The sequence below is a fragment of the Streptomyces viridifaciens genome (genome assembly GCF_001888885.2).
Taxonomy (GTDB): Bacteria; Actinomycetota; Actinomycetes; order Streptomycetales; family Streptomycetaceae; genus Kitasatospora; species Kitasatospora aureofaciens.
In genome coordinates, this window is record NZ_CP090841.1 from 5,419,276 (window position 1) to 5,442,731 (window position 23,456).

23 protein-coding genes and 1 riboswitch are annotated in these 23,456 nt (G+C 73.8%); of the genes, 14 read left to right on the forward strand and 9 right to left on the reverse strand.

From position 1 onward, the window contains the following. Positions 1-157: 157 nt before the first annotated feature. The 3 genes from BOQ63_RS31420 to BOQ63_RS31430 all read left to right on the forward strand — a co-directional run bounded on the left by BOQ63_RS31420 (position 158) and on the right by BOQ63_RS31430 (position 3,038). On the forward strand, positions 158-1,000 hold the full coding sequence (locus tag BOQ63_RS31420; RefSeq protein ID WP_072655335.1) for a lysophospholipid acyltransferase family protein: 843 nt from the start codon (positions 158-160) through the stop codon (positions 998-1,000). 107 nt (positions 1,001-1,107) lie between these two features. After that, positions 1,108-2,328, forward strand: a complete 1,221-nt coding sequence (locus BOQ63_RS31425; protein WP_150476395.1) for a DUF5931 domain-containing protein — start codon at positions 1,108-1,110, stop codon at positions 2,326-2,328. Further along, positions 2,328-3,038, forward strand: coding sequence for a response regulator (locus BOQ63_RS31430; protein WP_435820457.1), 711 nt, complete (start codon positions 2,328-2,330; stop codon positions 3,036-3,038). Before BOQ63_RS31425 ends, BOQ63_RS31430 begins: the two co-directional genes overlap by 1 nt. Before the next feature lie 40 nt (positions 3,039-3,078). Here BOQ63_RS31430 and BOQ63_RS31435 read toward each other — a convergent pair whose 3' ends face one another. Next, positions 3,079-5,037: an anthranilate synthase family protein gene (locus BOQ63_RS31435; RefSeq protein WP_030282829.1), complete on the reverse strand. Its 1,959-nt coding sequence runs from the start codon at positions 5,035-5,037 to the stop codon at positions 3,079-3,081. A 299-nt stretch (positions 5,038-5,336) separates the two neighbouring features. Between BOQ63_RS31435 and BOQ63_RS31440 the strand changes: the two genes are divergently transcribed. Then, on the forward strand, positions 5,337-6,686 hold the full coding sequence (locus tag BOQ63_RS31440; RefSeq protein WP_030282831.1) for a class II 3-deoxy-7-phosphoheptulonate synthase: 1,350 nt from the start codon (positions 5,337-5,339) through the stop codon (positions 6,684-6,686). Positions 6,687-6,855: 169 nt separating this feature from the next. Beyond that, complete coding sequence (locus BOQ63_RS31445; protein ID WP_030282833.1) at positions 6,856-7,164, forward strand: (2Fe-2S)-binding protein; 309 nt, start codon at positions 6,856-6,858, stop codon at positions 7,162-7,164. A 44-nt stretch (positions 7,165-7,208) separates the two neighbouring features. Here BOQ63_RS31445 and bfr read toward each other — a convergent pair whose 3' ends face one another. Next, positions 7,209-7,688, reverse strand: coding sequence for a bacterioferritin (gene bfr / locus BOQ63_RS31450; protein WP_030282836.1), 480 nt, complete (start codon positions 7,686-7,688; stop codon positions 7,209-7,211). 229 nt (positions 7,689-7,917) lie between these two features. Here bfr and BOQ63_RS31455 point away from each other — a divergent pair, with 229 nt between their 5' ends. Continuing rightward, a complete protein-coding gene (locus tag BOQ63_RS31455) occupies positions 7,918-8,547 on the forward strand; it encodes a sulfite oxidase-like oxidoreductase (RefSeq protein WP_030282838.1) in 630 nt (209 codons plus the stop codon). Between the two features lie 14 nt (positions 8,548-8,561). On the opposite strand, the gene pknB is transcribed toward BOQ63_RS31455, so the two are convergent. The 4 genes from pknB to thiO form a co-directional block, all read right to left on the reverse strand. Continuing rightward, positions 8,562-10,340, reverse strand: coding sequence for a Stk1 family PASTA domain-containing Ser/Thr kinase (pknB, locus tag BOQ63_RS31460; protein ID WP_051746789.1), 1,779 nt, complete (start codon positions 10,338-10,340; stop codon positions 8,562-8,564). A gap of 79 nt (positions 10,341-10,419) precedes the next feature. Further along, a complete protein-coding gene (locus tag BOQ63_RS31465) occupies positions 10,420-11,226 on the reverse strand; it encodes a thiazole synthase (RefSeq protein ID WP_030282842.1) in 807 nt (268 codons plus the stop codon). 3 nt (positions 11,227-11,229) lie between these two features. Then, positions 11,230-11,469 (reverse strand): sulfur carrier protein ThiS, encoded by a 240-nt coding sequence (gene thiS / locus BOQ63_RS31470; RefSeq protein WP_030282844.1) that lies wholly within the window; start codon positions 11,467-11,469, stop codon positions 11,230-11,232. Further along, entirely contained in the window at positions 11,466-12,650 is a 1,185-nt protein-coding gene (gene thiO / locus BOQ63_RS31475) for a glycine oxidase ThiO (RefSeq protein WP_030282846.1), read from the reverse strand. Before thiO ends, thiS begins: the two co-directional genes overlap by 4 nt. Next, positions 12,645-12,757, reverse strand: a riboswitch (TPP riboswitch). Its footprint overlaps the gene before it by 6 nt. Before the next feature lie 95 nt (positions 12,758-12,852). Between thiO and BOQ63_RS31480 the strand changes: the two genes are divergently transcribed. Genes BOQ63_RS31480 through thiE form a run of 3 tightly spaced genes read left to right on the forward strand, consistent with a single transcriptional unit; the run spans position 12,853 to position 15,116 of the window. After that, on the forward strand, positions 12,853-14,067 hold the full coding sequence (locus BOQ63_RS31480) for an NAD(P)/FAD-dependent oxidoreductase (RefSeq protein ID WP_150476191.1): 1,215 nt from the start codon (positions 12,853-12,855) through the stop codon (positions 14,065-14,067). Between the two features lie 33 nt (positions 14,068-14,100). Next, positions 14,101-14,466 carry an Rv2175c family DNA-binding protein gene (locus BOQ63_RS31485; protein ID WP_030282851.1) on the forward strand — a complete coding sequence of 122 codons (366 nt, stop codon included), beginning with the start codon at positions 14,101-14,103 and terminating at the stop codon, positions 14,464-14,466. After that, positions 14,466-15,116 carry a thiamine phosphate synthase gene (thiE, locus tag BOQ63_RS31490; protein ID WP_030282852.1) on the forward strand — a complete coding sequence of 217 codons (651 nt, stop codon included), beginning with the start codon at positions 14,466-14,468 and terminating at the stop codon, positions 15,114-15,116. The genes BOQ63_RS31485 and thiE overlap by 1 nt, the downstream gene beginning before the upstream one ends. A 21-nt stretch (positions 15,117-15,137) precedes the next feature. On the opposite strand, the gene BOQ63_RS31495 is transcribed toward thiE, so the two are convergent. Then, positions 15,138-16,244 (reverse strand): polyprenyl synthetase family protein, encoded by a 1,107-nt coding sequence (locus tag BOQ63_RS31495; protein WP_030282854.1) that lies wholly within the window; start codon positions 16,242-16,244, stop codon positions 15,138-15,140. 184 nt (positions 16,245-16,428) lie between these two features. Here BOQ63_RS31495 and metF point away from each other — a divergent pair, with 184 nt between their 5' ends. Then, positions 16,429-17,346, forward strand: a complete 918-nt coding sequence (metF, locus tag BOQ63_RS31500; RefSeq protein WP_030282856.1) for a methylenetetrahydrofolate reductase [NAD(P)H] — start codon at positions 16,429-16,431, stop codon at positions 17,344-17,346. Positions 17,347-17,509: 163 nt separating this feature from the next. Next, entirely contained in the window at positions 17,510-18,400 is an 891-nt protein-coding gene (locus BOQ63_RS31505; RefSeq protein ID WP_072655338.1) for a hypothetical protein, read from the forward strand. A gap of 10 nt (positions 18,401-18,410) precedes the next feature. Here the strand turns inward: BOQ63_RS31505 and BOQ63_RS31510 are convergent, their stop codons facing one another. Continuing rightward, positions 18,411-19,910, reverse strand: a complete 1,500-nt coding sequence (locus tag BOQ63_RS31510; RefSeq protein WP_072655339.1) for a phytoene desaturase family protein — start codon at positions 19,908-19,910, stop codon at positions 18,411-18,413. 22 nt (positions 19,911-19,932) lie between these two features. Then, complete coding sequence (locus BOQ63_RS31515; protein WP_030282862.1) at positions 19,933-20,550, reverse strand: DUF4126 domain-containing protein; 618 nt, start codon at positions 20,548-20,550, stop codon at positions 19,933-19,935. Between the two features lie 581 nt (positions 20,551-21,131). Here BOQ63_RS31515 and BOQ63_RS31520 point away from each other — a divergent pair. From BOQ63_RS31520 to BOQ63_RS31530, 3 genes are all read left to right on the forward strand, one after another. Continuing rightward, the gene (locus tag BOQ63_RS31520; RefSeq protein WP_050366823.1) at positions 21,132-21,713 is read left to right on the forward strand and encodes an SAV_6107 family HEPN domain-containing protein; all 582 of its coding nucleotides are present in this window, start codon (positions 21,132-21,134) and stop codon (positions 21,711-21,713) included. 45 nt (positions 21,714-21,758) lie between these two features. Continuing rightward, a complete protein-coding gene (locus tag BOQ63_RS31525; protein WP_079183833.1) occupies positions 21,759-22,511 on the forward strand; it encodes a methyltransferase domain-containing protein in 753 nt (250 codons plus the stop codon). A 443-nt stretch (positions 22,512-22,954) separates the two neighbouring features. Beyond that, a complete protein-coding gene (locus BOQ63_RS31530; RefSeq protein ID WP_030282866.1) occupies positions 22,955-23,344 on the forward strand; it encodes an SCO2097 family morphological protein in 390 nt (129 codons plus the stop codon). Positions 23,345-23,456 lie beyond the last annotated feature (112 nt).

The following is a 23,456-nucleotide window of genomic DNA, read 5'->3' on the forward strand; positions in this document are numbered from 1 at the left end:
CGGGTGGCGCTGGGGGAGGGACGCTGGGAGGGGAGCTGCAGGAATCCGCATCGTCCCACGCCTCGAGCCGGGACGTACACCCCCTACGGCGGGCCCGGGCACAGTCGACGGCCTCGGGGCATTAGGATCGACCGGTCCGCATAACAGGAGGCCCGGGTTGTTCTACCGACTGATGAAGATGATCGTCGCGCCACTGCTTCGGATCTTCTTCCGGCCGTGGATCGAGGGTGAGGAGAACATCCCCACCGAGGGTGCGGCGATCATCGCGAGCAACCACCTGTCCTTCTCGGACTCGTTCTTCTTCCCCGCGCTGATCAAGCGCCGGGTGACCTTCATCGCGAAGGCCGAGTACTTCAACACCCCGGGCCTCAAGGGCCGGCTGACCGCCGCCTTCTTCAAGGGCGTCGGCCAGCTGCCGGTGGACCGCTCGGGCGTGCGCGGCGCCGGCGAGGCCGCGATCCGCAGCGCCATCGCGGTGCTGGACCGCGGCGAGCTGTTCGGCGTCTACCCGGAGGGCACCCGTTCGCCCGACGGCAAGCTCTACCGCGGCAAGGTCGGCGGCCTCGCCCGCGTGGCGCTGGCCACCGGCGCCCCGGTCATCCCGGTCGCCATGATCGACACCGAGAAGGTGCAGCCGCCCGGCCAGGTGATCCCGAACTTCGGCATCCGCCCGGGCATCCGGATTGGCCGTCCGCTGGACTTCTCCCGCTACCACGGCATGGAGAACGACCGTTTCATCCTCCGTTCGGTGACGGACGAGGTGATGTACGAGATCATGCGGCTCTCCGGCCAGGAGTACGTGGACATCTACGCGACGGCGGCCAAGCGGCAGATCTCGGACGAGAAGAAGAAGGCCGAGGCCGAGCGCCGGGCCGCCGCCAAGGCGGAGAAGGCCGAGGCCGCCGAAGCCGAGAAGGCCGCCGAAGCCGGGAAGGCCGCCGAAGCCGGGAAGGCCGAGCAGCAGGACCAGCAGGAGCAGAAGGGCACCGGGTCGGCCTGACCGACCCGGACGGGTCCAGGGGGAGGGGCCGGAGCATGGCGGGCGGTGCGGGAACGGACGGCGCGAGAGCGGGCGGTGCGGTCGGCGGGACGCTGGCGGCCGGCGGCATGTCCGTCGAACTCCCGCTGTGGAAGGCCATCTCCTACTTCCGGGTGCTGGCCCTGTGCTACGCGCTGCTGCGGTACTTCAACTCCTACCTGCACTTCCTGCACCCGGTCGCCGGCTGGATCTACTTCGGCGCGCTGATCCTCTGGACCCTCGCCAGCACCCGGGCCTTCTCCAACCCGCAGCGCTGCACCTGGTACGTCCTCGGCTTCGACCTCGCGCTGGCCGTGACCGGCATCGTGCTGAGCGGACTGACCGACGCGCCGGCCCGGATCAGCCACGGCGCTCCCACCCTGCCGACCATCTGGGCCGCCGGTACGGTGCTCGGCTTCGCCGCCAAGGGCGGCTGGCGCCCGGCGGCCGCCTCCGGTGCCGTGATCGGGGTGGCCAACATCCTCGGCCACGGCGGGCCCACCGGCGACAACGTCCACAACATCGTGCTGCTGCTGGTGGCCGGTTGCGCGATCGGGTACGTGATCGAGCTGGCCCGCGCGAGCGAGGCCACCCTCACCCGGGCGCTGCAGGTCGAGGCGGCCACCCGGGAGCGCGAGCGGCTCTCCCGGGACATCCACGACGGCGTGCTCCAGGTGCTCGCCCTGGTCCAGCGCCGGGGCGCGGAGCTGGGCAGCGGCGCCAAGGGCAGCGGCGCCAAGGGCAGCGGCGGCACGGGCAGCAGCGTGAACGGCCGCGGCGCCGACGGTACGGACTTCGCCGAGCTGGGCCGCCTCGCCGGTGAACAGGAGCGCGCCCTGAGGGCCCTGATGACGGGTGGTCCGCTCCCGGCGCAGCGACCGCCGGAGGCCGGGGCCGAGGCGCTCGACCCGGCCGGGCCGCGCGACCTCACCGCGCTGCTGCGCCCGTACGCCGGCGAGCGGATCACGCTCTCCGCCCCGGGCACCCCGGTTCTGCTGCCGGGCCCGGCGGCGGGCGAGCTGGCTGCGGCGGTCGGTGCGGCCGTCGACAACGTCCGCCGACACGCCGGGGAGGGCGCCCGGGCCTGGATCCTGGTGGAGGACGAGCCGGAGGCCGTCACGGTCAGCATTCGCGACGACGGCCCGGGCTTCGCGCCGGGGCGGCTCGGTGAGGCGGAGCGGGCCGGGCGGCTGGGCGTCTCCCAGTCCATCCGCGGCCGGGTGGTGGATCTCGGCGGTACGGCCGAGCTGTACTCGGCGCCCGGGGAGGGCGTCGAGGTCGAACTGCGCGTTCCGAGGAAGGCCTCCTGATGACCAACCAGCCGATGACCAACCAGCCGATGACCGATCAGCCGGGCACCGACCGGCCGGTGCGGGTGATGGTGGTGGACGACCACCCGATGTGGCGCGACGCCGTCTCCCGCGACCTCGCCGAGGCGGGCCTGGACGTGGTGGCCACGGCGGGCGACGGCGAGGAGGCGGTGCGCCGCGCCCGGGCCTGCTCGCCGCAGGTCGTCGTGCTGGACCTCAACCTGCCCGGCCTGCCCGGCGCCGAGGTGTGCCGCCAGGTGGTCGCGCACGACCAGGCGGTGAGGGTGCTGGTGCTGTCGGCCAGCGGGGAGCACCAGGACGTGCTGGAGGCGGTGAAGTCCGGCGCCACCGGGTACCTGGTGAAGTCGGCCGGGCGGGAGGAGCTGCTGGACGCGGTGCGCCGTACGGCCGTCGGCGACGCGGTGTTCACCCCGGGCCTGGCCGGGCTGGTGCTGGGCGAGTTCCGCCGGCTGGCCGCCGAGCCGGCCCAGGCCTCAGCGCCGGCCGTGCCGCAGCTGACCGCCCGGGAGACCGAGGTGCTGCGGTTGGTCGCCAAGGGCCTGTCGTACCGGCAGATCGCGGACCGGCTGGTGCTCTCGCACCGGACGGTGCAGAACCACGTGCAGAACACGCTGGGCAAGCTGCAGTTGCACAACCGGGTGGAGCTGGTCCGGTACGCGATCGAGCGGGGGCTGGACGAGGAGCTGTGAGCGGGGCCCGGGCGGTTGCCGCCCGGGCCCGCACGAGTCCTCAGCCCCGTACGGCCGTTGCCTCCCGCAGCAGGGCCGCGACGATGTCGACGCCGTCCCGGGTGAGCACCGACTCCGGGTGGAACTGCAGGCCCGCGAAGCCGGGGCCGCGCAGCGCGTGGACGTCGCCGGTGGCGGCGTCCCGGGAGACGTCGACGCCCGCCTCGGCGAGCCGGGCCGCGTCGGTGTCCGAGCAGCGCGCGGTGAAGGTGTTGTAGAAGCCGACCGTCCGCTTGGTGCCGAACAGGTCGATGCTCTCCTGGGCGCCCTGGTACGGGACGGCCTTGCGGCCCAGCGCGAGCCCGAGTTCGGCGGAGAGCAGCTGGTGGCTGAGGCAGACCGCGAGCAGCGGGGCCGTGCGGTCGCCGGAGCGGAGGGCGGCCAGGGCGTCCGCGACGATCGGCCGCAGCACAGCCATCTTGGGGTCGTCGACGAGCGCCGGGTCGCCCGGGCCGGGGCCGAGCACCAGCGGGCCGCGGTGCGCCGCCACCAGTTCGCGCAGGTCCGGCCGGTCGAAGCGGACCACGGTGACCCGGTGGCCGAGCGAGGTCAGCAGGTGGCTGAGCATCGAGGTGAAGGTGTCCTCGCCGTCCACGACCAGCGTCGGTTCGGCCTCGGTGACCCGGGACGGCGTCTGCATCCGCAGCCAGAACGGCGCGAGGTCGGCCCGGCGGGCGTCCAGGGCGGCCTGCACCCGGTGGTCGTCGGCGAGCCGGGGCCCGCCGGGGTGGGGCACCCGGGCGGGCGCGGGCCGGGCGCCGATCGCGGTGAGCACCCCGGCGGCCTTGGCGTGGGTCTCGGCGACCTCGGACTCCGGGACGGAGTGGCGCACCAGCGTGGCGCCGACCCGGACGACCAGCCGCCCGGTGGCCGGGTCGATGTCGGCGGTGCGGATGCAGATCGGCGAGTCCAGCAGCTGCCCACCGCTCGCGGAGCGGCCGATCAGGGCGAGCGCACCGGAGTAGTAGCCGCGCCCGCCGGGCTCGTAGCGCCGGATCACCCGGGTGGCGTTCTGCACCGGGCTGCCGGTGACGGTGGCGGCGAACATCGTCTCGCGCAGCACCTCGCGGACGTCCAGCGAGGTGCGCCCGCGCAGCTCGTACTCGGTGTGGGCGAGGTGGGACATCTCCTTGAGCCGGGGGCCGAGCACCTGGCCGCCGAGGTCGCCGACGGTGCACATCATCTTCAGCTCCTCGTCGACCACCATGGTCAGCTCCTCCAGCTCCTTGGGGTCGTGGAGGAAGCGGAGCAGCGAGTCGAGGTCGGAGCCGCCGGCCGGGTAGCGGTAGGTGCCGGAGATCGGGTTCATCACGACGGTGCCGCCGCTCTGCCGGACGTGCACCTCGGGGGAGGCGCCGACCAGCACCCGTTCGCCGGTGTGCACCAGGAAGGTCCAGTACGCGCCGCGCTCCTGGTCCAGCAGCCGGCGGAACAGGGTGAGCGCGAGTTCGGGGGCGCAGTGTCCGTTTCCAGCTCCGCCGGGGGCCTCCAGGGTGGCGTGGAAGTCCCGCCGGATCACGAAGTTGGCGCCCTCGCCGTTGCCGATCTCGTCCTCGATCACCCGGCGGACGATCTCCGCGTACGCCTCGTCGTCCACGTCGAACGCGCCGCCGGACAGCGTGACCGGCAGCTGTGGCAGGGCGGCCGTGAATTCGGCCAGCGGCAGGGCGTACTGCTCGGTCACCGCGAGGGCCTGCAGCGGGGTGCCGTCGTCGTGCGCCTCGAAGCCGCGCTCGCGGATCTGCCGGTACGGGACCAGCGCGAGGAGGTCGTGGACCGGCCCGGCGGCCGGGATGCCGGCCCGGACCGGCAGGTCGGCGAGGTGCTCGTAGCTGTCGACGGTGCCCAGCAGCACCTCGACGGTGTCCGGGGCGTGCCGGGGGGTGCGGCGGTGCAGCAGGGCGAAGGCGGGCGCGCCGGGGGAGGTGAGGCGGGCGAGCAGTTCGGCGGGGGTGGTCACGAGTACGGCTTCCTTCCGGGGAGGTGGCGAGGCGGTGCTGTTCCGCTCCCGGAGGGCCGTCTGCTCAGACGCACGACGGCCGCCCCGAGGGGCGGCCGTCGTGTTCGTCTAGGAACGCGCGATCTGTGGGCCACCCATGGGGGAGGCCCACCACCAGGAGTGGGTGTGGGGCGCGTGCATGGGGCGAGCCTAGCCGATTCGGCCGGGCGGGTGAGGCCGATGACGAGCATTGTCCGAGACGTGTCTCATCCCTCGGGCAATGGTCACGGAACGCTCTCGTGACCCCGTAGCCTTGCTGTGTGACCGTGACGACTGAGACAACGAGGACTGGCCACTCCTGGCAGTCCCTGCCCGCGGCGCAGCAGCCTGAATGGCCGGACCAAGAGGCTCTGCGCAAGACCCTTGCCGAGCTCGCCTCGTATCCGCCGCTCGTCTTCGCCGGCGAGTGCGACCAGCTGCGCGCCCGGCTCGGAGCCGTCGCGCGCGGGGAGGCCTTCCTCCTCCAGGGCGGAGACTGCGCCGAGGCCTTCGACGGCGTCTCGGCGGAGCACATCCGCAACAAGCTGAAGACCCTGCTGCAGATGGCGGCCGTGCTGACGTACGCCGCCTCGGTGCCGGTCGTGAAGGTCGGCCGGATCGCCGGCCAGTACTCCAAGCCGCGCTCGAAGTCGACCGAGACCCGGGACGGCGTGACGCTGCCGGTCTACCGCGGCGACTCGGTGAACGGCTTCGAGTTCACCCCGGAGTCCCGCATCCCGGACCCGGAGCGCCTGAAGCGGATGTACAACGCGTCCGCCGCGACGCTGAACCTGGTGCGTGCCTTCACCACCGGTGGTTACGCCGACCTGCGCCAGGTGCACGCCTGGAACCAGGACTTCGTGCGCAACTCGCCGGCCGGCCAGCGCTACGAGCAGCTCGCCCGGGAGATCGACAACGCCCTGGCGTTCATGAACGCCTGCGGCGTGGCGCCGGAGGAGTTCAAGACCGTCGAGTTCTTCTCCTCGCACGAGGCGCTGATCCTCGACTACGAGACCGCGCTGACCCGCGTGGACTCGCGCACCGGCGACCTGTACGACGTCTCGGGCCACATGGTGTGGATCGGTGAGCGCACCCGGCAGCTGGACCACGCGCACATCGAGTTCGCCTCCAAGATCCGCAACCCGATCGGGGTCAAGCTGGGCCCGACCACCTCGGTGGACGAGGCGCTCACCCTGATCGAGAAGCTGGACCCGGAGCGCGAGCCCGGCCGCCTGACCTTCATCACCCGGATGGGCGCGGGCAAGGTCCGCGACCACCTGCCCACCCTGGTGGAGAAGGTCACCGCTTCCGGCGCCAAGCCGGTGTGGATCTGCGACCCGATGCACGGCAACACCTTCGAGGCCTCCAGCGGTCACAAGACCCGCCGCTTCGACGACGTGCTGGACGAGGTCAAGGGCTTCTTCGAGGTGCACCGCGCGCTCGGCACCCACCCGGGCGGAATCCACGTGGAGCTGACCGGCGACGACGTCACCGAGTGCGTCGGCGGCGGCGACGAGGTGATGGTCGACGACCTGCACCAGCGTTACGAGACGGCCTGCGACCCGCGGCTCAACCGCAGCCAGTCGCTGGACCTGGCGTTCCTGGTGGCGGAGATGTACCGCGGCCAGTGATGCACCGGCCCTGATGTGACGAAGGCCCCTCCGGATTCGGGTTTCCCGGGTCCGGAGGGGCTTTTTCGCACCCGGATCGCCGGGTAAGGTGAGGCTCAGTGAACTAAGGCAAGCCTTAGTCAAGATCCATTCTGCGCTTCACCTGCGCTTCACCCCGGGAGAGACCGCGATGTACGTGTGCATGTGCCATGCGGTCACCGAGGACCAGGTGAAGGAGGCGATCGACGGCGGCGCCAGCACCCCGCGCCAGATAGCCAAGGGCTGCAAGGCCGGCACGGACTGCGGGTCCTGCGTCCGCCGGATCCAGGCGCTGCTCGGCGAGCACGGCGCCCGGCCCTGTCCGACCGCCCGGCTGGCCGCGAAGCTCGGCCTCGCCGATCCGCAGGTCCAGGATGTTCCGGCACCGGCCGCTCCGAAGCCCGGCCCGACTGCTCCGCTGGGCCCGGTCGCCCCGGTGGTCCCGCTGCGGGTGGCCTGAGCCGGAAGCCGGAAGCCGGAAGCCGGGAGCGGAACCAGACTGGACTAGGACTCCGGCTGCTCGATCTGCTGGGCGATGTAGAGCGCCTCGCCGAGCTTGTCCAGGAGCTCCAGCTGGGTGTCGAGGTAGTCGATGTGGTGCTCCTCGTCGGCCAGGATGTCCTCGAAGATGTTCGCCGAGGTGACGTCGTTCTTGGCCCGCATCATCACGATCCCGCGCTTGAGCCGGTCGATCGCCTCGACCTCGATCTGGCGGTCCGCCTCGAACATCTCCTTGACCGTCTGGCCGATCCGGACGTGGAACAGCCGCTGGTAGTTGGGCAGCCCCTCCAGGAACAGGATCCGGTCGGTGAGCGTCTCGGCGTGCTTCATCTCGTCGAAGGACTCGTGCCGGGTGTACTTGGCGAGCTTCGTCCAGCCGAAGTTCTCCTGCATCTTGGCGTGCAGGAAGTACTGGTTGATCGCCGTGAGCTCGGCCGTGAGCTGCTCGTTGAGGAACTCGATGACCTCCGGGTCGCCCTGCATGGTGGTGCCTCCCTGCGTTACGTCCTGCGGTGACTGCTGCGCTGGGCATCCTGGCACCGTATCGACAGGAATTTCCAGTAAGTTCACACTCACTGGGATATGTGGCGGAATATCCGGTTTGGGTGTTGTCGGATGGTGTGCGACCGACCGTTGGCCCGTACGGGCTGGGCGTGAAGCGGGGCCAAGGGGCGCGCGCCGGGGCCCGCCCGCCGTCTGTCACCATGGAGCCATGGGTCAGTCCGAACGAGAACCGCTTCCGCCGTCTGACCCGAGGCTCCCCCCGGGTCAGCGCGTGCAGCGCGGCTGGCCCGCCCTGCACTACGGGCCGGTGCCCCGCTTCAAGCCGCTGACCTGGGACCTCCAGGTGTTCGGCGCCACCGCCTCGGCGGAGAAGCACAGCTGGGACTTCGAGGCCTTCAACGCCCTGCCGCGCACCACCGTGGTCGGGGACCTGCACTGCGTCACCAAGTTCTCCGTGCTCGGCAACGAGTGGACGGGCGTGTCCGCGGCCCTCCTGCTCGACCTGGTGCCCCCCGCGCCCGGCGTCACCCACGTCATGGTCTGGGCCGAGTACGGCTACAGCGCCAACCTGCGGCTGGCCGACTTCGCCGACGGGCGCACCCTGCTCGCCACCCACCGCAACGGCGAGGCGCTGACCGCCGAGCACGGCTTCCCGGTGCGGCTGGTGGTGCCGGAGCTGTACGCCTGGAAGGGCCCCAAGTGGGTGCGGGCGGTGGAGTACATGCGGGCCGACCGGCGCGGCTTCTGGGAGGAGCGCGGCTACCACAACCTGGCCGACCCGTGGCGCGAGCAGCGCCACTCCTACCAGGAGGAGCCGGGCGACGGGCCGCTCCGCTGAGCCCCCCGATCCCTCTAGAACAGCGAGAAGTTGACCGTCACCACGGTCTTCTGCGGGCGCCGCTCACCGGCCGCCGGGGACTGGCTGCTCACCTTGCCCATGCCGAGCGTCCAGTCGGTGGACGCCTTCATGGTGAAACCCGCCGCCTGCAGCGCCTTCTGCGCGTCGTCCCGGCCCATCCCGGTGACGTCCGGAACGGGCACCATCCCCTTGCTGACCACCAGCGAGACGGCGGCGTTCTCCTGCAGCATCTGCCCGGCGGCCGGCGAGCTGCTGATCACCGAGCCCTCCGGCACGGTGTCGTTGTAGCTCTGGGTCACCGAGCCCCTGGTCAGCTGGGCCGCGGCCAGCGCGGCGGCCGCGTCGTCCGAGCTCTTGCCGGTCACGTCCGGCACCGCGATCCGCTTGGGGCCCTTGGAGACGGTGACCGTCACCGAGTCGCTCTTGCGGGTGCGCGCGCCGACCCCGGGGTCGGTGGAGATCACCTGGCCGGCCGGGACGGACTCGCTGAAAGCCTCGACGAACCTGCCGTGCATGCCCGCGTCGTCCAGGATCCGCTGCGCCTCGCCCCGGTCCTTGCCGAGCACGCCCGGCACCGAGCCGTACAGACCCTCGGAGATCCCGTAGGTGGCGCCGCCGACCGCCAGCACCAGGGCGGTCAGCGCGGCCGCCCAGATCAGCGCCTTGCGCGGGACGCGGCGCAGCCGGCTCGGCCGCCGCACCCGGACCGGGGTCGGCTCGTCGTACGGGCGGGGCTCGGCGAGCAGCTGGTCCATCACCTCCGCCGGCACGTCCAGCACGCTGGTGCGCTCCGGCGCGGGGGCGTCGGAGGGCCGGGGCAGCGGCTGGATCACCGAGGTCGGCTCGCTGGTCGGGTAGCGCGGGCTGGGCCGGGTGGAGGCCGGCGGTTCGGCGTCCAGCTCGGCCGGGGTGAGGGTGCGGCGGACCCGCTGGAGGGCGGCGAGCAGCTCCACCGCGTCGTACGGGCGGGCGTCGGCGGCCCGGGCGCAGGCGCCGGCCACGATGGCGTCCAGCGCCGGGGCGACGGTGGGGGCGGTCAGCGAGGGGGCGGGGACGTCCTCGTGCAGGTGCTTGTACATGACCTGGACGGGGTTGTCGCCGGTGTGCGGGCGGCGGCCGGTGAGCATCTCGTACAGCAGGATGCCGGCCGCGTAGACGTCGACCCGCTGGTCGGTGGGGGCGTCCGGGAGGATCTGCTCGGGGGCCAGGTAGGAGACCGTGCCCATGACGGTGCCGCCGGTGGCGGTGCTGGTCGAGGTGGGCGCGCCGTCGGCGCTGCCGAGCACCCGGACCAGGCCGAAGTCGGCGACCTTGACCAGGCCGCTCTCGGTGATCAGCACGTTCTCCGGCTTGACGTCCCGGTGGACCAGCCCGGCCCGGTGGGCGGCGCCGAGGGCGGCGAGCACGGGCTCCAGCACGTCCAGTGCGGCCCGCGCCGACAGTGCGCCGCGGTCGCGCAGCAGGTCGCGCAGGGTGCGGCCGGGCACGTACTCCATGGCGAGGAAAACGTTTCCGCCGTCCGCACCCTGGTCGAAGACGTTGACCACGTTGGGGTGGGTGAGCTTGGCGACCGCCTTGGCCTCGCGGATGAAGCGGGCGGTGAATCCCTCGTCCCCGGCCAGTTGGGGGTGCATCACCTTGAGGGCGACCACCCGGTCCAGCCGGGTGTCGGTGCCCTTGTAGACGGTGGACATCCCGCCGGTGGCGATGCGCTGCTCGACCCGGTACCGGTTGTCGAGCAGCGTACCGATCAGCGGGTCGTGCAGTGCCATGTCCACCCGGGGGAGTCTAGTGGGGCGGGCGGACGCCGGCCCCGGAGGACACCGCTCCGGGACCGGCTTGTGACATGCCCTACACGGACCGGAAGGCGGGCCGCTCGCGGCTGTCCAGGTCGGCGCGGCCGGCCATCGCGGAGGAGGCCTCGGCGTGGAAGCGGCGCGGGATGCGGCCGGCCCGGTGGGCGAGCCGGCCGGCCTCGGCGGCGTGCCGCATCGCCTCGGCCATCAGCACCGGGTCCTGAGCCCGGGTCACCGCGGAGGCGAGCATCACCGCGGAGCAGCCGAGCTCCATCGCCAGCGCGACGTCGGAGGCGGTGCCGGCGCCCGCGTCCAGGATCACCGGGACGCCGGCGTCCTCCACGATCAGCTGGAAGTTGTGCGGGTTGCGGATGCCCAGTCCGGAGCCGATCGGCGAGCCCAGCGGCATGATCGCCGCACAACCGACGTCCTCCAGCTTGCGGGCCAGCACCGGGTCGTCGTTGGTGTACGGGAGCACCGTGAAGCCGTCGTCGACCAACGTCTCGGCGGCGTCCAGCAGTTCGATCGGGTCCGGCAGCAGGGTGCGCTCGTCGGCGATCACCTCCAGCTTGACCCAGTCGGTGCCGAGCGCCTCGCGGGCCAGCCGGGCGGTCAGCACGGCCTCCCCGGCGGTGAAGCAGCCCGCCGTGTTGGGCAGGATCCTGATGCCGTTGCGGGTCAGTACGTCCAGGACGGAGCCCTGGGTGGTGGCGTCGACCCGGCGCATGGCCACGGTGGTCAGTTCGGTGCCGGAGGCGAGCAGGGCGCGCTCCAGGACCTCCAGGCTCGGCGCGCCGCCGGTGCCCATGATCAGCCGGGAGGAGAAGGCCGTCCCGGCGATGGTGAGAAGGTCGTCGGCCATGGTTCAGCCTCCCTGGACGGCGGTGAGGATCTCGATCCGGTCGCCGCTGTGCAGTGCCGTCGCGGACCACGAACTGCGCGGCACCACGGCCTCGTTGAGGGCGGCGGCGACACCGGTGTTGGCGGCGCTGACGGTGGCCACCAGTGCGGCGAGGGTGGTGGCGGCGGGCAGCCGTCGGGGCTCGCCGTTGACGGTCAGGGCGATGTCGGTCGGCGCGGTCTCGGCCGGAGTGGTCTCGGTCATGCGGAGGCCTTCGTGGTGGGGGCGTCGGGGGAGAACCGGGTGGGAGTGAACGGCTTTGCCAGGTCCGGGACTTCGCCGGTCGCCAGGTAGTCGGCGAGCAGGTCGGCGGTCACCGGGGTGAGCAGCACGCCGTTGCGGTAGTGGCCGGTGGCGGCGACCAGCCCGGGCAGCGAGGTCGGGCCCAGCAGCGGGGCGTTGTCCGGCGAGCCCGGGCGCAGCCCGGCCGAGGTCTCCCGCAGCGGGAGTTCGGTGATGCCCGGGACCAACTCGTGTGCGTCGCGTAGGAGTTCGTACACACCGCCGGCGGTGACGGTGGTGTCGTAGCCCTGCTCCTCGGTGGTCGCGCCGACGACCAGTTCACCGTTCTCCCGGGGCACCAGGTACAGGTGTTGGCCGCGCACCACCGCGCGGACGTTGCGGGAGAGGAACGGCCGGTAGGCGTCGGGGACCTGGAGCCGCAGCACCTGCCCCTTCACCGGGCGGACCGGGGGCAGCACCCCCTCGGGCAGGCCCGGCAGCCGGTGGCTGTGCGGCCCGGCGGCCAGCACGACCTGGTCGGCTCCCAGGCTCTCCCCGGTGCTCAGCCGGGCGCCGGTGGCGCGGCCGCCGTCGACCAGCAGCTCGGCGGCCTCGGCCCGGTGCAGCAGCACCCCCGCCCGCTCGCAGGCGGCGACCAGGGCGGCGAGCAGCCGTCGCGGATCCACCTGGTGGTCGTCCGCGACGTGCAGGCCGCCGCGCACGCCGGGGGCGAGCATCGGCTCCAGCCTGCGGGCCTCCCGGCCGGTCAGCCAGCTGGATTCCAGGCCCAGCCGCTGGTGGAAGGCGTGCAGTTCGCGCAGTTCCTCGCGGTCGTCGGAGTCCAGTGCGACGGCGATGGTGCCGCAGCGGCGGTAGCCGGTGTCCAGGCCGCCGCTCGCCTCGGTGAGTTCGGCGGCGAAGGTCCCGTACCGCTGGTTGGAGGCCGTCCCGAGGCGCAGCAGCGGCTCCTCGCCGTACTGCAGCTCGGTGACCGGGGCGAGCATCCCGGCCGCGACCCCGGCCGCGCCCCCGCCGTGGCAGGGGTCGACCACGGTCACGTTCCGCAGCCCGCGCTGCGCGGCGCGCCAGGCGACGGCGAGGCCGATGACGCCCCCGCCGATCACCAGCACGCCGGCGCGGCTGCCCGATGACGAGCGTGACAAAGCTGCTTTTCTCCCTTCGCCGGTATGACCCGGATCAGGTTCGGACGGTCGCGGGCCGTGCCAGCCCGCCTCTCAGCCCGGTTCGCCGGGCTCCCGTGTGGTGCCCCCACCTTAACGCCGGGGGGCGGCCCGGCCGAAGGGCCGTACGAGGAGTGGACGAGGGCCGGGACGGCCGCCGGGGCCCGCCCGGGCACTGAGTACAGTGACGGGCGTGGCAGAGCTGAGCGGAACGGACCAGGTGGTCGTCGTCGGAGCCGGGCTGGCCGGGGCGCAGTGCGCCCTGGAGCTGCGGCAGGGCGGGTGGCGGGGGCGGATCGCCGTGGTGGGCGAGGAGCCGCACGCGCCGTACGACCGGCCGCCGCTCTCCAAGGACGTGCTGCTCGGCAAGGCCGACGCCACCACCCTGGACATCGACTACGAGGGGCTCGGCATCGAGCTGCTCACCGGCCGCCGCGCCACCGGCCTCACCCCCGGCGTGCTGCACACCGACGGCGGCGACCTCCCGTACGACTCCCTGGTGATCGCCACCGGTGCCACTCCGCGCGTCCTGCCCGGGGCCGAGCGCGCCCACCTGCTGCACACCCTGGACGACGCCCTGGCGCTGCGCGCGCTGCTGCGTCCCGGCCTGCGGCTGGTGCTGGTCGGGGCGGGCTGGATCGGCGCCGAGGTGGCCACCGCCGCGCGCCAGGCGGGCTGCGAGGTCACCGTGGTCGAGGCCGGTCCGGCGCCGCTGCCGGGCGCGCTGCCGACCGAGATCGGCTCGGCGATGGCCGCCTGGTACGCCGAGGCCGGGGTCGAGCTGCGCTGCGGCGTCGGCGTGGCCGCCGTCGAGCCCGGGGCGGTGCTGCTGGCGGACGGCTCCCGTCTGCCGGCCGACGAGGTGGTGGTCGGCATCGGCGCCCGGCCCGCGACCGGCTGGCTGGCCGGTTCGGGCGTCGAGCTGGACGCCTCCGGCGCGGTCCTGGTGGACGGGCGGCTGCGCACCACCCTGCCCGGGGTGTTCGCGGCCGGGGACTGCGTCAGCTACCCGTCGGCCCGCTCCGGCGCCCGGCTGGCCGTCCAGCACTGGGACCACGCGCTGCAGTCGGGCGGGGCCGCGGCCGCCGCCGTGCTCGGGGCGGACGAGCCGTACGACCCGGTGCCGTACTTCTGGTCCGAGCAGTTCGGGCGGATGGTCCAGTACGCGGGCCGGCACGCCGAGGGCGACGAACTGCTGTGGCGCGGCAGCCCGCAGGACGCCGGCTGGTCGGTGCTGTGGCTGCGCGACGGGGTGCCCGGCGCGCTGCTCGCGGTGGACCGGCCGCGCGACCTCACCCAGGGCCGGAAGCTGATCGAGCGGGGGGCGGCGCTGGACCGGGCCCTGGCGGCGGACCCGTCGGTCGCGCTCAAGTCGGCGCTCAGGGGGGCCACCGCTTAGCGCCGGGCCGCGCCGAGGTGGCAGTCTGGTGGCGTGAGCGAGATCGAAAGCAAGATTGAAGCCCTGGTCCCCGAGTGGATGTACCTCCCCGACATCTCCGAGCAGTGGGGGGTGCTGGTCACCGAGGTCCGGAACATGGTCAAGAAGGGCGAGCTGATCGCCGTCCGGCGGGGGCCGAACAAGTCGCTGCAGGTCCCTGCGGCGTTCATCGACGGCCCGGGCCTGGTCAAGCACCTGCCCGGCACCCTGACCGTGCTGCGCGACTGCGGGTACAACGACGTGGAGATCCTGGAGTGGCTCTTCACCGAGGACCCGTCGCTGCCCGGCAGCCCGATCCAGGCGCTGCGGGAGAACCGTGGCACCGAGGTCAAGCGTCGCGCCCAGGCGATGCTGATCTGATGGCGACGGACCCACTGCGCGCCCGCCTGGCCGACGCCCGGCTCTACCTGTGCACCGACGCCCGCCGCGAGCAGGGCGACCTGGCCGAGTTCCTGGACGCGGCGCTGGCCGGCGGGGTGGACATCGTCCAGCTCCGCGACAAGGGCCTGGAGGCCAAGCAGGAGCTCGCGGCGCTGGAGGTCTTCGCCGACGCCTGCCGCCGCCACGGCAAGCTGCTGTCCGTCAACGACCGGGCCGACGTCGCCCACGCGGCCCGGCCGGACGTGCTGCACCTCGGCCAGGACGACCTGCCGGTGCCGGCCGCCCGGGCGATCCTCGGCGAGGACGTGCTGATCGGACGCTCCTGCCACGCCGAGTCCGAGGTGGACGCGGCGGTCGCCGAGCCGGGCGTGGACTACTTCTGCACCGGCCCGGTCTGGCCGACCCCGACCAAGCCGGGCCGCCCGGCGCCGGGCCTCGGCCTGGTGTCGTACGCGGCGAAGCAGGCCACCGACCGCCCGTGGTTCGCGATCGGCGGGATCGATCTCGGCACCGTGGACGAGGTGCTGGCCGCCGGCGCCCGCCGGATCGTCGTGGTCCGGGCCATCACCGCGGCGGACGACCCGCGGGCCGCCGCCGCCGAGCTCGCCCGCCGGGTGCGCGCGGCTTAGCGCCCTTCGGGGCCGCCGCCGTCAGTACTTGCGGACGGTGGCGGCCTCGGCCAGCGCCAGCAGCACCGTACGGGCCCGCTCGTCGGCGAGCGGCGCCGCCGCCAGCGCGGCCAGCGACTGGCCCATCAGCTCCTCGATCCGCTGCTCCACCAGCTCGGGCGCGCCACTGCGGGCGACCAGCCCGCGCAGCTCGGCGACCTCCTCGGCGGCCAGGTCCGGCGCGCCGAGCCGGGCGTCCAGGTGCCGGGCGTCGGCCTGCGGCAGGGAGCGCATCGCGTGGGCGACCAGCAGGGTGCGCTTGCCCTCGCGCAGGTCGTCCCCGGCGGGCTTGCCGGTGACGGCCGGGTCCCCGAAGACGCCGAGCAGGTCGTCCCGCAGCTGGAAGGCCTCGCCCAGCGGCAGCCCGAACGCCCCGAGCGCCTCGACCAGCTCCGGCCCGGCCCCGGCGAGCAGGGCGCCGACCTGCAGCGGCCGCTCGATGGTGTACTTCGCCGACTTGTAGTGCAGGACGGTCCGCGCCCGCTCCAACGCGCCCTCGTCGGCCGAGTCGCCGGCCACCGGCTCCAGCACGTCCAGGTACTGGCCGAGCATGACCTCGGTGCGCATCAGGTCGAACACCGGCTTGGCGGCCAGCACGGCGGCCGGGTCCAGGCCCGAGCGCAGGAACAGCTCGTCGCACCAGATCAGCAGCAGGTCGCCGAGCAGCACCGCGGCGGAGGCGCCGTACTGCTCGCGGTCGCCGCGCCAGCCGCTGTCCCGGTGCAGCGCCTCGAAGCGGCGGTGGACCGAGGGCAGGCCGCGGCGGGTGTCGCTGCGGTCCATCAGGTCGTCGTGCACCAGGGCGCTGGCCTGCAGCAGCTCCAGTGCGGCCGCCGCGTTGGCGATCCCCTCGCCCCCGGCCGCACCGCCGGCGGCGCGCCAGCCCCAGTAGCAGAAGGCCGGGCGCAGCCGCTTGCCGCCGTCCAGCAGGAAGTCGCGCAGGGCGTCGGCGGCGGGCACCAGCTGCGGCGAGATCTTGCCGAGCAGCGCGGACTGGCCGTCCATGAACGCGGCGAGGGCGGCGTTGACGCGCGTGCGGACGTCCTCCACGTCAATGGGGTTGGCCGGCCGGTTGCTGGACGAGGTCACGATGAGGCTCCGCTGGTTCGCTGGGGGTGCAGCAAGCGTAGCGGGGCGGCCGGGAACGGGCGTGCGAGCGGGCCGGTGGGGCCCGGGAGGCCGGACGGAACGGAACCGGAAGGGCGTCCACTACTTGTCCCGAATCGTGGAATCGAGTTGTCCGGCCCCTTCGGGGGCCGGATAACCTGCCAGCATGGCACTCGGCATCGCTTCCACGAGACCGGACCGCGCACTCACGGTCCGCGAGCTCCTGGCGGCCGGAAAGCGCTCCTTCTCCTTCGAGTTCATGCCGCCCCGCACCGAGGTCGGCGAGCAGAAGCTCTGGGACGCCATCCGTCGACTCGAACCGCTGGACCCGAACTTCGTCTGCATGACGTACGGCGCCGGCGGCTCCTCGCGCGAGCGCACCGTCAACATGGTCGGCCGGATCGCCACCGAGACCACGCTCACCCCGGTCGCCCACCTGACCGCGGTGGACCACTCGATCGCCGAACTGCGCAACATCATCGGCCAGTACGCCGACCAGGGAGTGCGGAACGTCCTGGCGGTCCGGGGCGACCCGCCCGGCGACCCGATGGGCGAGTGGGTCCGTCACCCGGAGGGCGTCACCTACGCGTACGAGCTGGTGGAGCTGATCAAGGGCATCGGCGACTTCTGCGTCGGCGTCGCGGCCTCGCCCAACATGCACCCGCGCTCGACCGACTGGGACGAGGACATCCGGCACTTCACCGCCAAGATCCGCTCCGGCGCCGACTACGCGATCACCCAGATGTTCTTCGAGGTGGACGACTACCTGCGGTTCCGCGACCGGGTCACCGCTGCGGGCTGCGAGACGCCGATCATCCCGGAGATCATGCCGGTCACCAACGCCAAGCAGCTGGAGCGCTTCCCCCAGCTCAGCGGCTCCGCCTTCCCGGCCGACCTGGAGGCCCGGCTGCGGGCCGTCGTCGACGACCCGGCGGCGCTGCGGGCGATCGGCATGGAGCACGCCACCGCGATGGCCGAACGGCTGCTCGCCGAGGGCGCGCCCGGCCTGCACTTCATCACGCTCAACCACTCGACGGCGACGCTGGAGATCTACCAGAACCTGGGGCTGCACCAGCGCCCGTAGGGCCGCGTTCACGAGCCCGTCATCGTTTCGCGGTGGCGGGCTCGGTCGTGTGCGGCCGGTGCCGTCGACGGCGGGAACGCGATGCGGTACCCCGGCCGTTGAACCGGTACAGTCGCCGCACACGCGCGGCGCGCGCGGGCACGCGACTGGAGGTAGCGCGCGGATGGGCATCGGATACCTGCTGCTGTACGTCGCGTTGGCGGTGGTGGCGCTCTGGCTGGTGGCCGAGGTGCTGCTGCAGAACCGGGCGCCGCTGCACTGGCGGGTGCTCGCCCTGGCCGGCTTCCTCGGCGTCGCCGTCGGGATGGGCCTCGGCTCGGTCGTGGTGATCGGCGCCGGAGCGGGCCTGTTCGCGGTCGGCCAGGCCTTCGTCACCCTGTCGGTCAAGAAGGGCTACCAGGCCGGCTGGTCCCTGCGGAAGGCCGACGGCAGCCTGCCCGGGCCGCTCGCCAAGGTGCCCCTGCTCGGCGCCCTGACCGGCGGCGCGGCGGTCGCGGCCACCGCGGCCGCGGAGGAGAAGCGGGTCGGCGAGGTCAGCGCGGTCGAGGAGGCCCCGGCCCCGGTCGCGGCTCCCGTCGAGGAGCCGGAGGCGGGGTCGGTGCCGGGCACCGAGGAGACCCCGGTCGAGCAGACCGCCGCCTTCGAGATGCAGGAGCTGGCCCAGGACGGCATCTACGCCCCCGCCTACTACGAACAGCAGCAGGCCCAGCAGCCGCAGGACCCGTACGCCGCGGCCTACCAGTCCGGCTACGACCAGCAGCAGTGGCAGACCCAGCAGCAGCCCGCCTACGCCTACGACCAGCAGGACCCCTACGGCGGCTACTCGCAGCAGCAGGACCCGTACGGCGGCTACCAGCAGCAGCCCCAGGACCCGTACCAGGGCTACCCGCAGCAGGCCTGGGACCCGAACGCCCAGCAGCACCAGAACCAGCAGCAGAACCAGCAGCACTGGCAGCCCCAGCCGGACCAGCAGGGCCACGGCATCCCGCAGCAGCCGGCCTACGACCGGAGCGGCTACGGCCACCAGCAGCAGAACACCTGGCACCAGGGCTGAGGAGCGCCTCCTACGCCGGGCCGATGAGGTTGGCCGTGATGCAGGCCGACATGCCGACCCGGGCGAGCCCGCCACCGGGGTGGGCGGCGCCGCCGATCAGGTAGTGGCCCGGGTACTCCTCCGTGGCGGCCTGGAGGTAGGCACCGCGGGCGCCGGGCAGGGCCGGGCGGGGGACGGAGCCGAAGAGGGAGCCGTGCTCGCGCCGGGTGTCGGCCGGGGTGCGGACCACCCGCCACAGCACGCGCTCGCCGAGGCCGAGACCGGCCGCGTCCGCGTGGGCGAGCAGCCGGTCGGCGAACCGGTCGGCGGCGCCGGGGGCCGCCCAGTCGTAGGCCCTGGTGGAGGGGACGGTCGCGGTCAGGACGGCGGTGTGGTGGCCCGCCGGGTGCAGCGAGGGGTCGTCCGGTCGGAGCACCTGGACGGTCGGGCGTTCGGCGAGCGGGGCGCCCCGGTCGAAGATCCCGGCCCGTTCGGCGGCCGGATCGGCCGCGTGGACGACGGTGCGGTGCACGGTGCCCGCCGGGCGCTCCCCGCGCAGGGCCAGCAGCACCACGAACCGGCCGGGGATGTCGTCGGCGTGGTGCGCCGAGGCCGGCCGGTCGTCCGGGGTCCCGGCCGTGCCGGTCAGCTCGTGGTGCCGCACGTTGGCGTCCAGTGCGCAGATGACGACGTCCGCCTCGACCGGGCCCGCGGTGGTGTCGATCCCGCGGGCGCGGCCGTCCGCGGTGAGCACCTCCTCGCACCGGGTGTCGAAACGGAACTCGACCTTGCGCTGCTCGCAGCGGCGGTACACCGCGTCCGCCAGCGCGCGCAGGCCCCCCTTGACGTACCAGACGCCGAAGGACTGCTCCATGTACGGGAGCACGGTGGCCGATGCCGGGGTGCTCCGCGGGTCGAAGCCGAAGCGCAGCGCGTGCTCGGCCAGCAGGGCGGTCAGGCCCGGGTGGCCGCCGAGCTCTCGGGCGGCGACGTCGGAGAGCGTCCATCGGCCGGTGGGCCGCAGCCGGGCCAGGCCGCGCCGGGGCGGGACGGGGTACGGGTCGGTGTGCAGCGGCGTGGGGTCGGCCGGGAGCGGCTCCTCCAGCAGGGGGCGGCGGGTGGCCTCCCAGACCGTCCGGCCGCGGTTGATCATCGCGTTCCAGCGCTCGCCCGAGCCGGCCCCGAAGGCGGCGTCCAGGGCCTGGCCCACGCCGCCGCGGGAGGCGTTGGGCAGGGCGAGGTCACTGCCGTCCGGGAACAGATGCCGGCTCTCCGGGTCGACCGGCGCCAGGTCGACCAGGTCCTCCAGCGGCTCCCGGCCGGTCTTCAGTGCGAGGTCGCGGTAGACCGCCGGCAGGGTGAGCAGGCCCGGCCCGGTGTCGAAGGCGAAACCGTCGCGCTCGTACCGGCCGACCATGCCGCCGTACGTGCCGCTCGCCTCGCAGACCGTCACCCGGTGACCGAGGGTCGCCAGCCGGGAGGCCGCCGCGAGCCCGCTCATTCCTGCGCCGATGATGACGATCCGTGCCATGGCACCCGATCCTAGGGCGCCGCTAGCGCCGGCCTGCGAAAGCCCCCTCGGCGGCCGCCTTGGCTGCCCTGCGCTCGCGGCGGCGGGCCCGGAACGCCCGGACCCGGCTGATCGCCAGCCGGACCAGCAACAGGCCGACCGCCAGCAGCACCGCGGCGATCGAGGCGGCCACCCACGGGTGGAAGATCGCCAGGGTGACCAGGCCGGCCACCGAGAGGTCCTCCAGCAGGCTGACCACGATGTTGCTGGCCGGTTCGGGCGAGGTGTTGACGGCCATCCGCAGCGAGGCCTTGACCAGGTGGGTGACCAGGGCCGTGGTGCCGCCCATCGCCCCGGCCGCGACCTCGCTGAGCGAGCCCGGGTCGTTGCCCGCGATCAGCACGCCGACGACGGCGCCGGCGATCGGCCGGATCACGGTGTGCACGGCGTCCCACACAGTGTCCACGTACGGGATCTTGTCGGCGACCGCCTCCAGCAGGAACAGCACGGCCGCCGCGGCCAGCACGTCGGTGCGCTCCAACGCGTGCGGCACCGACTCCGCCCCGGCGAACCGGCCCAGCAGGCCGAGCAGCAGCACCACCGCGTACGCGTTGATGCCGCTGGCCAGACCACTGGTGAAGATCAGCGGCAGGACCGTCATCGCGTCCCCCTCCTCGCTCTCCCGGGTGCTCCGGCCCCGGCCGGGACCGCCCGGCCCCGGCCGTACCGTACCGGGACCCGGGACGCCGCGGACCACCGCCGCGGTTCCGCGCCCGGCGGGAACGGGGCCGACTGAGTACGGGTACTCAGATCCGCGGTTGAGTACGTCAGCGGATGGCCTCCGACCTGCTGGGACGGGAGAGTGGTGGCACCCGGGAGGACGGCGCGTCGGGCGCCGGCCGCCCGGGTGGCGGATCCGTCCGTTCCCCCGGCCGGGAGGGCTCGGGGGGACGGCTGCCGGATCCGCGAACGGGCGCCGGTCTCGGGCCCCGCACCGCCGGCACGGGGCGGCGGAGCGGGCAGGGGGGAGGCCGGTCACCGAACGGGGGAGAACGGGGGGAGTTCGCCACCGCCGCCCGGTGGGAGGTGGGCGGGGCGACGGCAGACGGCGGCGGCGCGGACCGGGGGGACCGCGTCCGCCGCCGGTACGCCCGTTCCCGGGGCCGGATTGTCAGTGGTGCGGTTCACGATGGGAGAGCACGGACCACCCGGTCCGCGCGCTGCCTCGGAACGGGGGAGACCATGACCATCAGCCATCCTGAGCCCGTCACCGCCCGCCTCCACTCCGCCGCCCTCCCGCACGTCCCCGGCCCCGCCGGTGTCCGCCCCGCCGGGCGGGACGTCCACCCGGTGCTGCGCCGGACCGCCGCGCCGCCCGCCGCCCTCGACCTGCTCGCCGACGCGCACCGGACGCTGGCCCGCGCCCGCGCGCTGGAGGACCCGCTGGAGCGCTACGCCACCGCCCACCTGGCCGCGCTGCGCACGGTGGCGGCCGTACTGGCCGTCCGCGGACGGCCGGAGAAGAACCCGCGACGGCGCAAGGCCATCCGCAGCGCCTGGGAGGTGCTGCCCGAGGTGGCCCCCGAACTGTCCGAATGGGCGCTCTACTACGGCGCCGGAGCCCGCCGCCGGGCCGCCGCGGAGGCCGGCATCCGAAGCGCCGCCACCACCCGCGACGCGGACGACCTGATCCGCAACTCGGCCCTGTTCCTGCGCCTGGTCGAGCGCCTGCTCGGCCTGCACCCGGCCCCGCCCGCACCCCGGCTGCCGCTCGACGGCGAGGAGCCGGGCGGGGCGGGCGAAGCCGCCACCCGTCAGGCATAAGGTGGAGACAACCTGATCGATCTGCACGTGCCAAGGAGCCCCACCTTGTACCCGACGCGTCCCCGCAGCGCCCTGCGTACCGCCGTGGTCTGGGAGGTGGTGCGGACAGCCCTGGAGAAGCGGGCGGCCGAGCTGGACCAGCCGGTGCTGGACGTGGTGGACACCGGCGGCGGCACCGGCAACTTCGCCGTGCCGGTGGCCAAGCTCGGCCACCGGGTCACCGTGGTCGACCCGAGCCCGGACGCCCTGTTCGCGCTGGATCGCCGGGCCGCCGAGGCCGGGGTGACGGACCTGGTCCGGGCCGTCCAGGGCGACACCCAGACGCTGCCCGAGCTGGTCGCCCCCGGCACGGTGGACGCGGTGCTCTGCCACGGCGTGCTGGAGGTCGTGGACGACCCGGCCGAGGCGCTGGGCAGCCTGGCCGCCACCCTGCGCAAGGGCGGCCTGGTCAGCCTGCTGGCCGCCAACCGCAACGGCGCGGTGCTGGCCCGAGCGCTGGCCGGCCACTTCACCGAGGCCCGTACGGTGCTCTCCGCCGTCGACGGCCGCTGGGGCGAGCAGGACCCGATGCCGCGCCGCTTCACCGGCGAGGAGCTGGGCCGGCTGGCCGAGGGCGCGGGCCTGCGGGTCGAGTCGGTGCACGGGGTGCGGGTCTTCGCCGACCTGGTGCCCGGGATCCTGGTGGACACCGAGCCGGGTGCCATGGAGGCGCTGCTGAAGCTGGAGGAGGCCGCCGCCGCGCAGCCCGCCTTCCACGCCGTGGCCACCCAGCTGCACCTGCTGGCCACCCTGGCCTGAGCCCCCCTCGCGGAGCGCTCCTGAACACCCTGGGACCCCCGCCCGCCGCCGTACGGTTCGCACCCCGTACGGCGGCGGTTCGCTTCCCGGACGGCCGTCGGACTCCCTCCCCCCGCACGGGCGCGCCCGCGAAGCTCCCCAGCTCCGGACCGATTCCATCGGACCGGGCACTTGTCCGAGTCGTCCGGCGTTCAGCAGGGTGCGGCCCCGCCCGGTCGAAGTGGCCCGGCCCACGCGGCGCAGACCACCCCGTAACGGGCCCACGGACCGTATGATCTGGGTAAAGCCGGAAAGCATGACAGCCGGACGCGTGGGGCATATGGACGACACGGGCCGGGTCCCCCGCACGGGCGTCCCACCGCATGCCCAAGGCTGATTGGACTGGCCTCCCCGACCGGGGTGGCGGACCGGTCGCACCCGCGACCGACGAGTAGGAGGACTCCGTGCCGCTCTCGGAGCACGAGCAGCGACTGCTCGACCAGATGGAGCGAGCGCTGTATGCCGAAGATCCCAAATTCGCGTCGGCGCTCGAGGGAACCGGGCTGCGCACCTACACCCGTCGGCGGGTCTACCTGGCCGTCGCCGGATTCGTGGTGGGGGTCGGCCTGCTGATGGGCGGCATGGTCGTTCCGGACCAAATCTGGGTCAGCGTCGTGGGGTTCCTGGTGATGCTCGGGTGCGCGGTGTTCGCCGTGACCGGCTGGCGCCGCGGGCCCTCGAGCCAGGGCTCCGGCCCCCGCCAGGCCGCCGCCCCGCGCCGCAAGGCCGGGATGATGGACCGGGTGGAGCAGCGCTGGCAGCGCCGCCGGGACGAGCAGACCGGCGGCTTCTGAGCCGTACGAGTCAGGGCGGGGAGAACAGGACCGCGTCAGGGCCACTGAGGACCGTTGCGAACGAGAGCCGGGGCGGGGCAGTCGATCGACTGCCCCGCCCCGGCTCTCGTAT

Coding starts and splice junctions, on each gene's coding strand:
- BOQ63_RS31505 (WP_072655338.1), top strand. CDS start 17,510: ATGGGCATCGGATACCTGCTGCTGTACGTCGCGTTGGCGGTGGTGGCG.
- BOQ63_RS31515 (WP_030282862.1), bottom strand. CDS start 20,550: ATGACGGTCCTGCCGCTGATCTTCACCAGTGGTCTGGCCAGCGGCATC.
- BOQ63_RS31520 (WP_050366823.1), top strand. CDS start 21,132: ATGACCATCAGCCATCCTGAGCCCGTCACCGCCCGCCTCCACTCCGCC.
- bfr (WP_030282836.1), bottom strand. CDS start 7,688: ATGCAGGGCGACCCGGAGGTCATCGAGTTCCTCAACGAGCAGCTCACG.
- thiS (WP_030282844.1), bottom strand. CDS start 11,469: ATGACCGAGACCACTCCGGCCGAGACCGCGCCGACCGACATCGCCCTG.
- thiE (WP_030282852.1), top strand. CDS start 14,466: ATGGCGACGGACCCACTGCGCGCCCGCCTGGCCGACGCCCGGCTCTAC.
- BOQ63_RS31445 (WP_030282833.1), top strand. CDS start 6,856: ATGTACGTGTGCATGTGCCATGCGGTCACCGAGGACCAGGTGAAGGAG.
- metF (WP_030282856.1), top strand. CDS start 16,429: ATGGCACTCGGCATCGCTTCCACGAGACCGGACCGCGCACTCACGGTC.
- BOQ63_RS31465 (WP_030282842.1), bottom strand. CDS start 11,226: ATGGCCGACGACCTTCTCACCATCGCCGGGACGGCCTTCTCCTCCCGG.
- BOQ63_RS31510 (WP_072655339.1), bottom strand. CDS start 19,910: ATGGCACGGATCGTCATCATCGGCGCAGGAATGAGCGGGCTCGCGGCG.
- BOQ63_RS31425 (WP_150476395.1), top strand. CDS start 1,108: ATGTCCGTCGAACTCCCGCTGTGGAAGGCCATCTCCTACTTCCGGGTG.
- BOQ63_RS31430 (WP_435820457.1), top strand. CDS start 2,328: ATGACCAACCAGCCGATGACCAACCAGCCGATGACCGATCAGCCGGGC.
- BOQ63_RS31455 (WP_030282838.1), top strand. CDS start 7,918: ATGGGTCAGTCCGAACGAGAACCGCTTCCGCCGTCTGACCCGAGGCTC.
- pknB (WP_051746789.1), bottom strand. CDS start 10,340: ATGGCACTGCACGACCCGCTGATCGGTACGCTGCTCGACAACCGGTAC.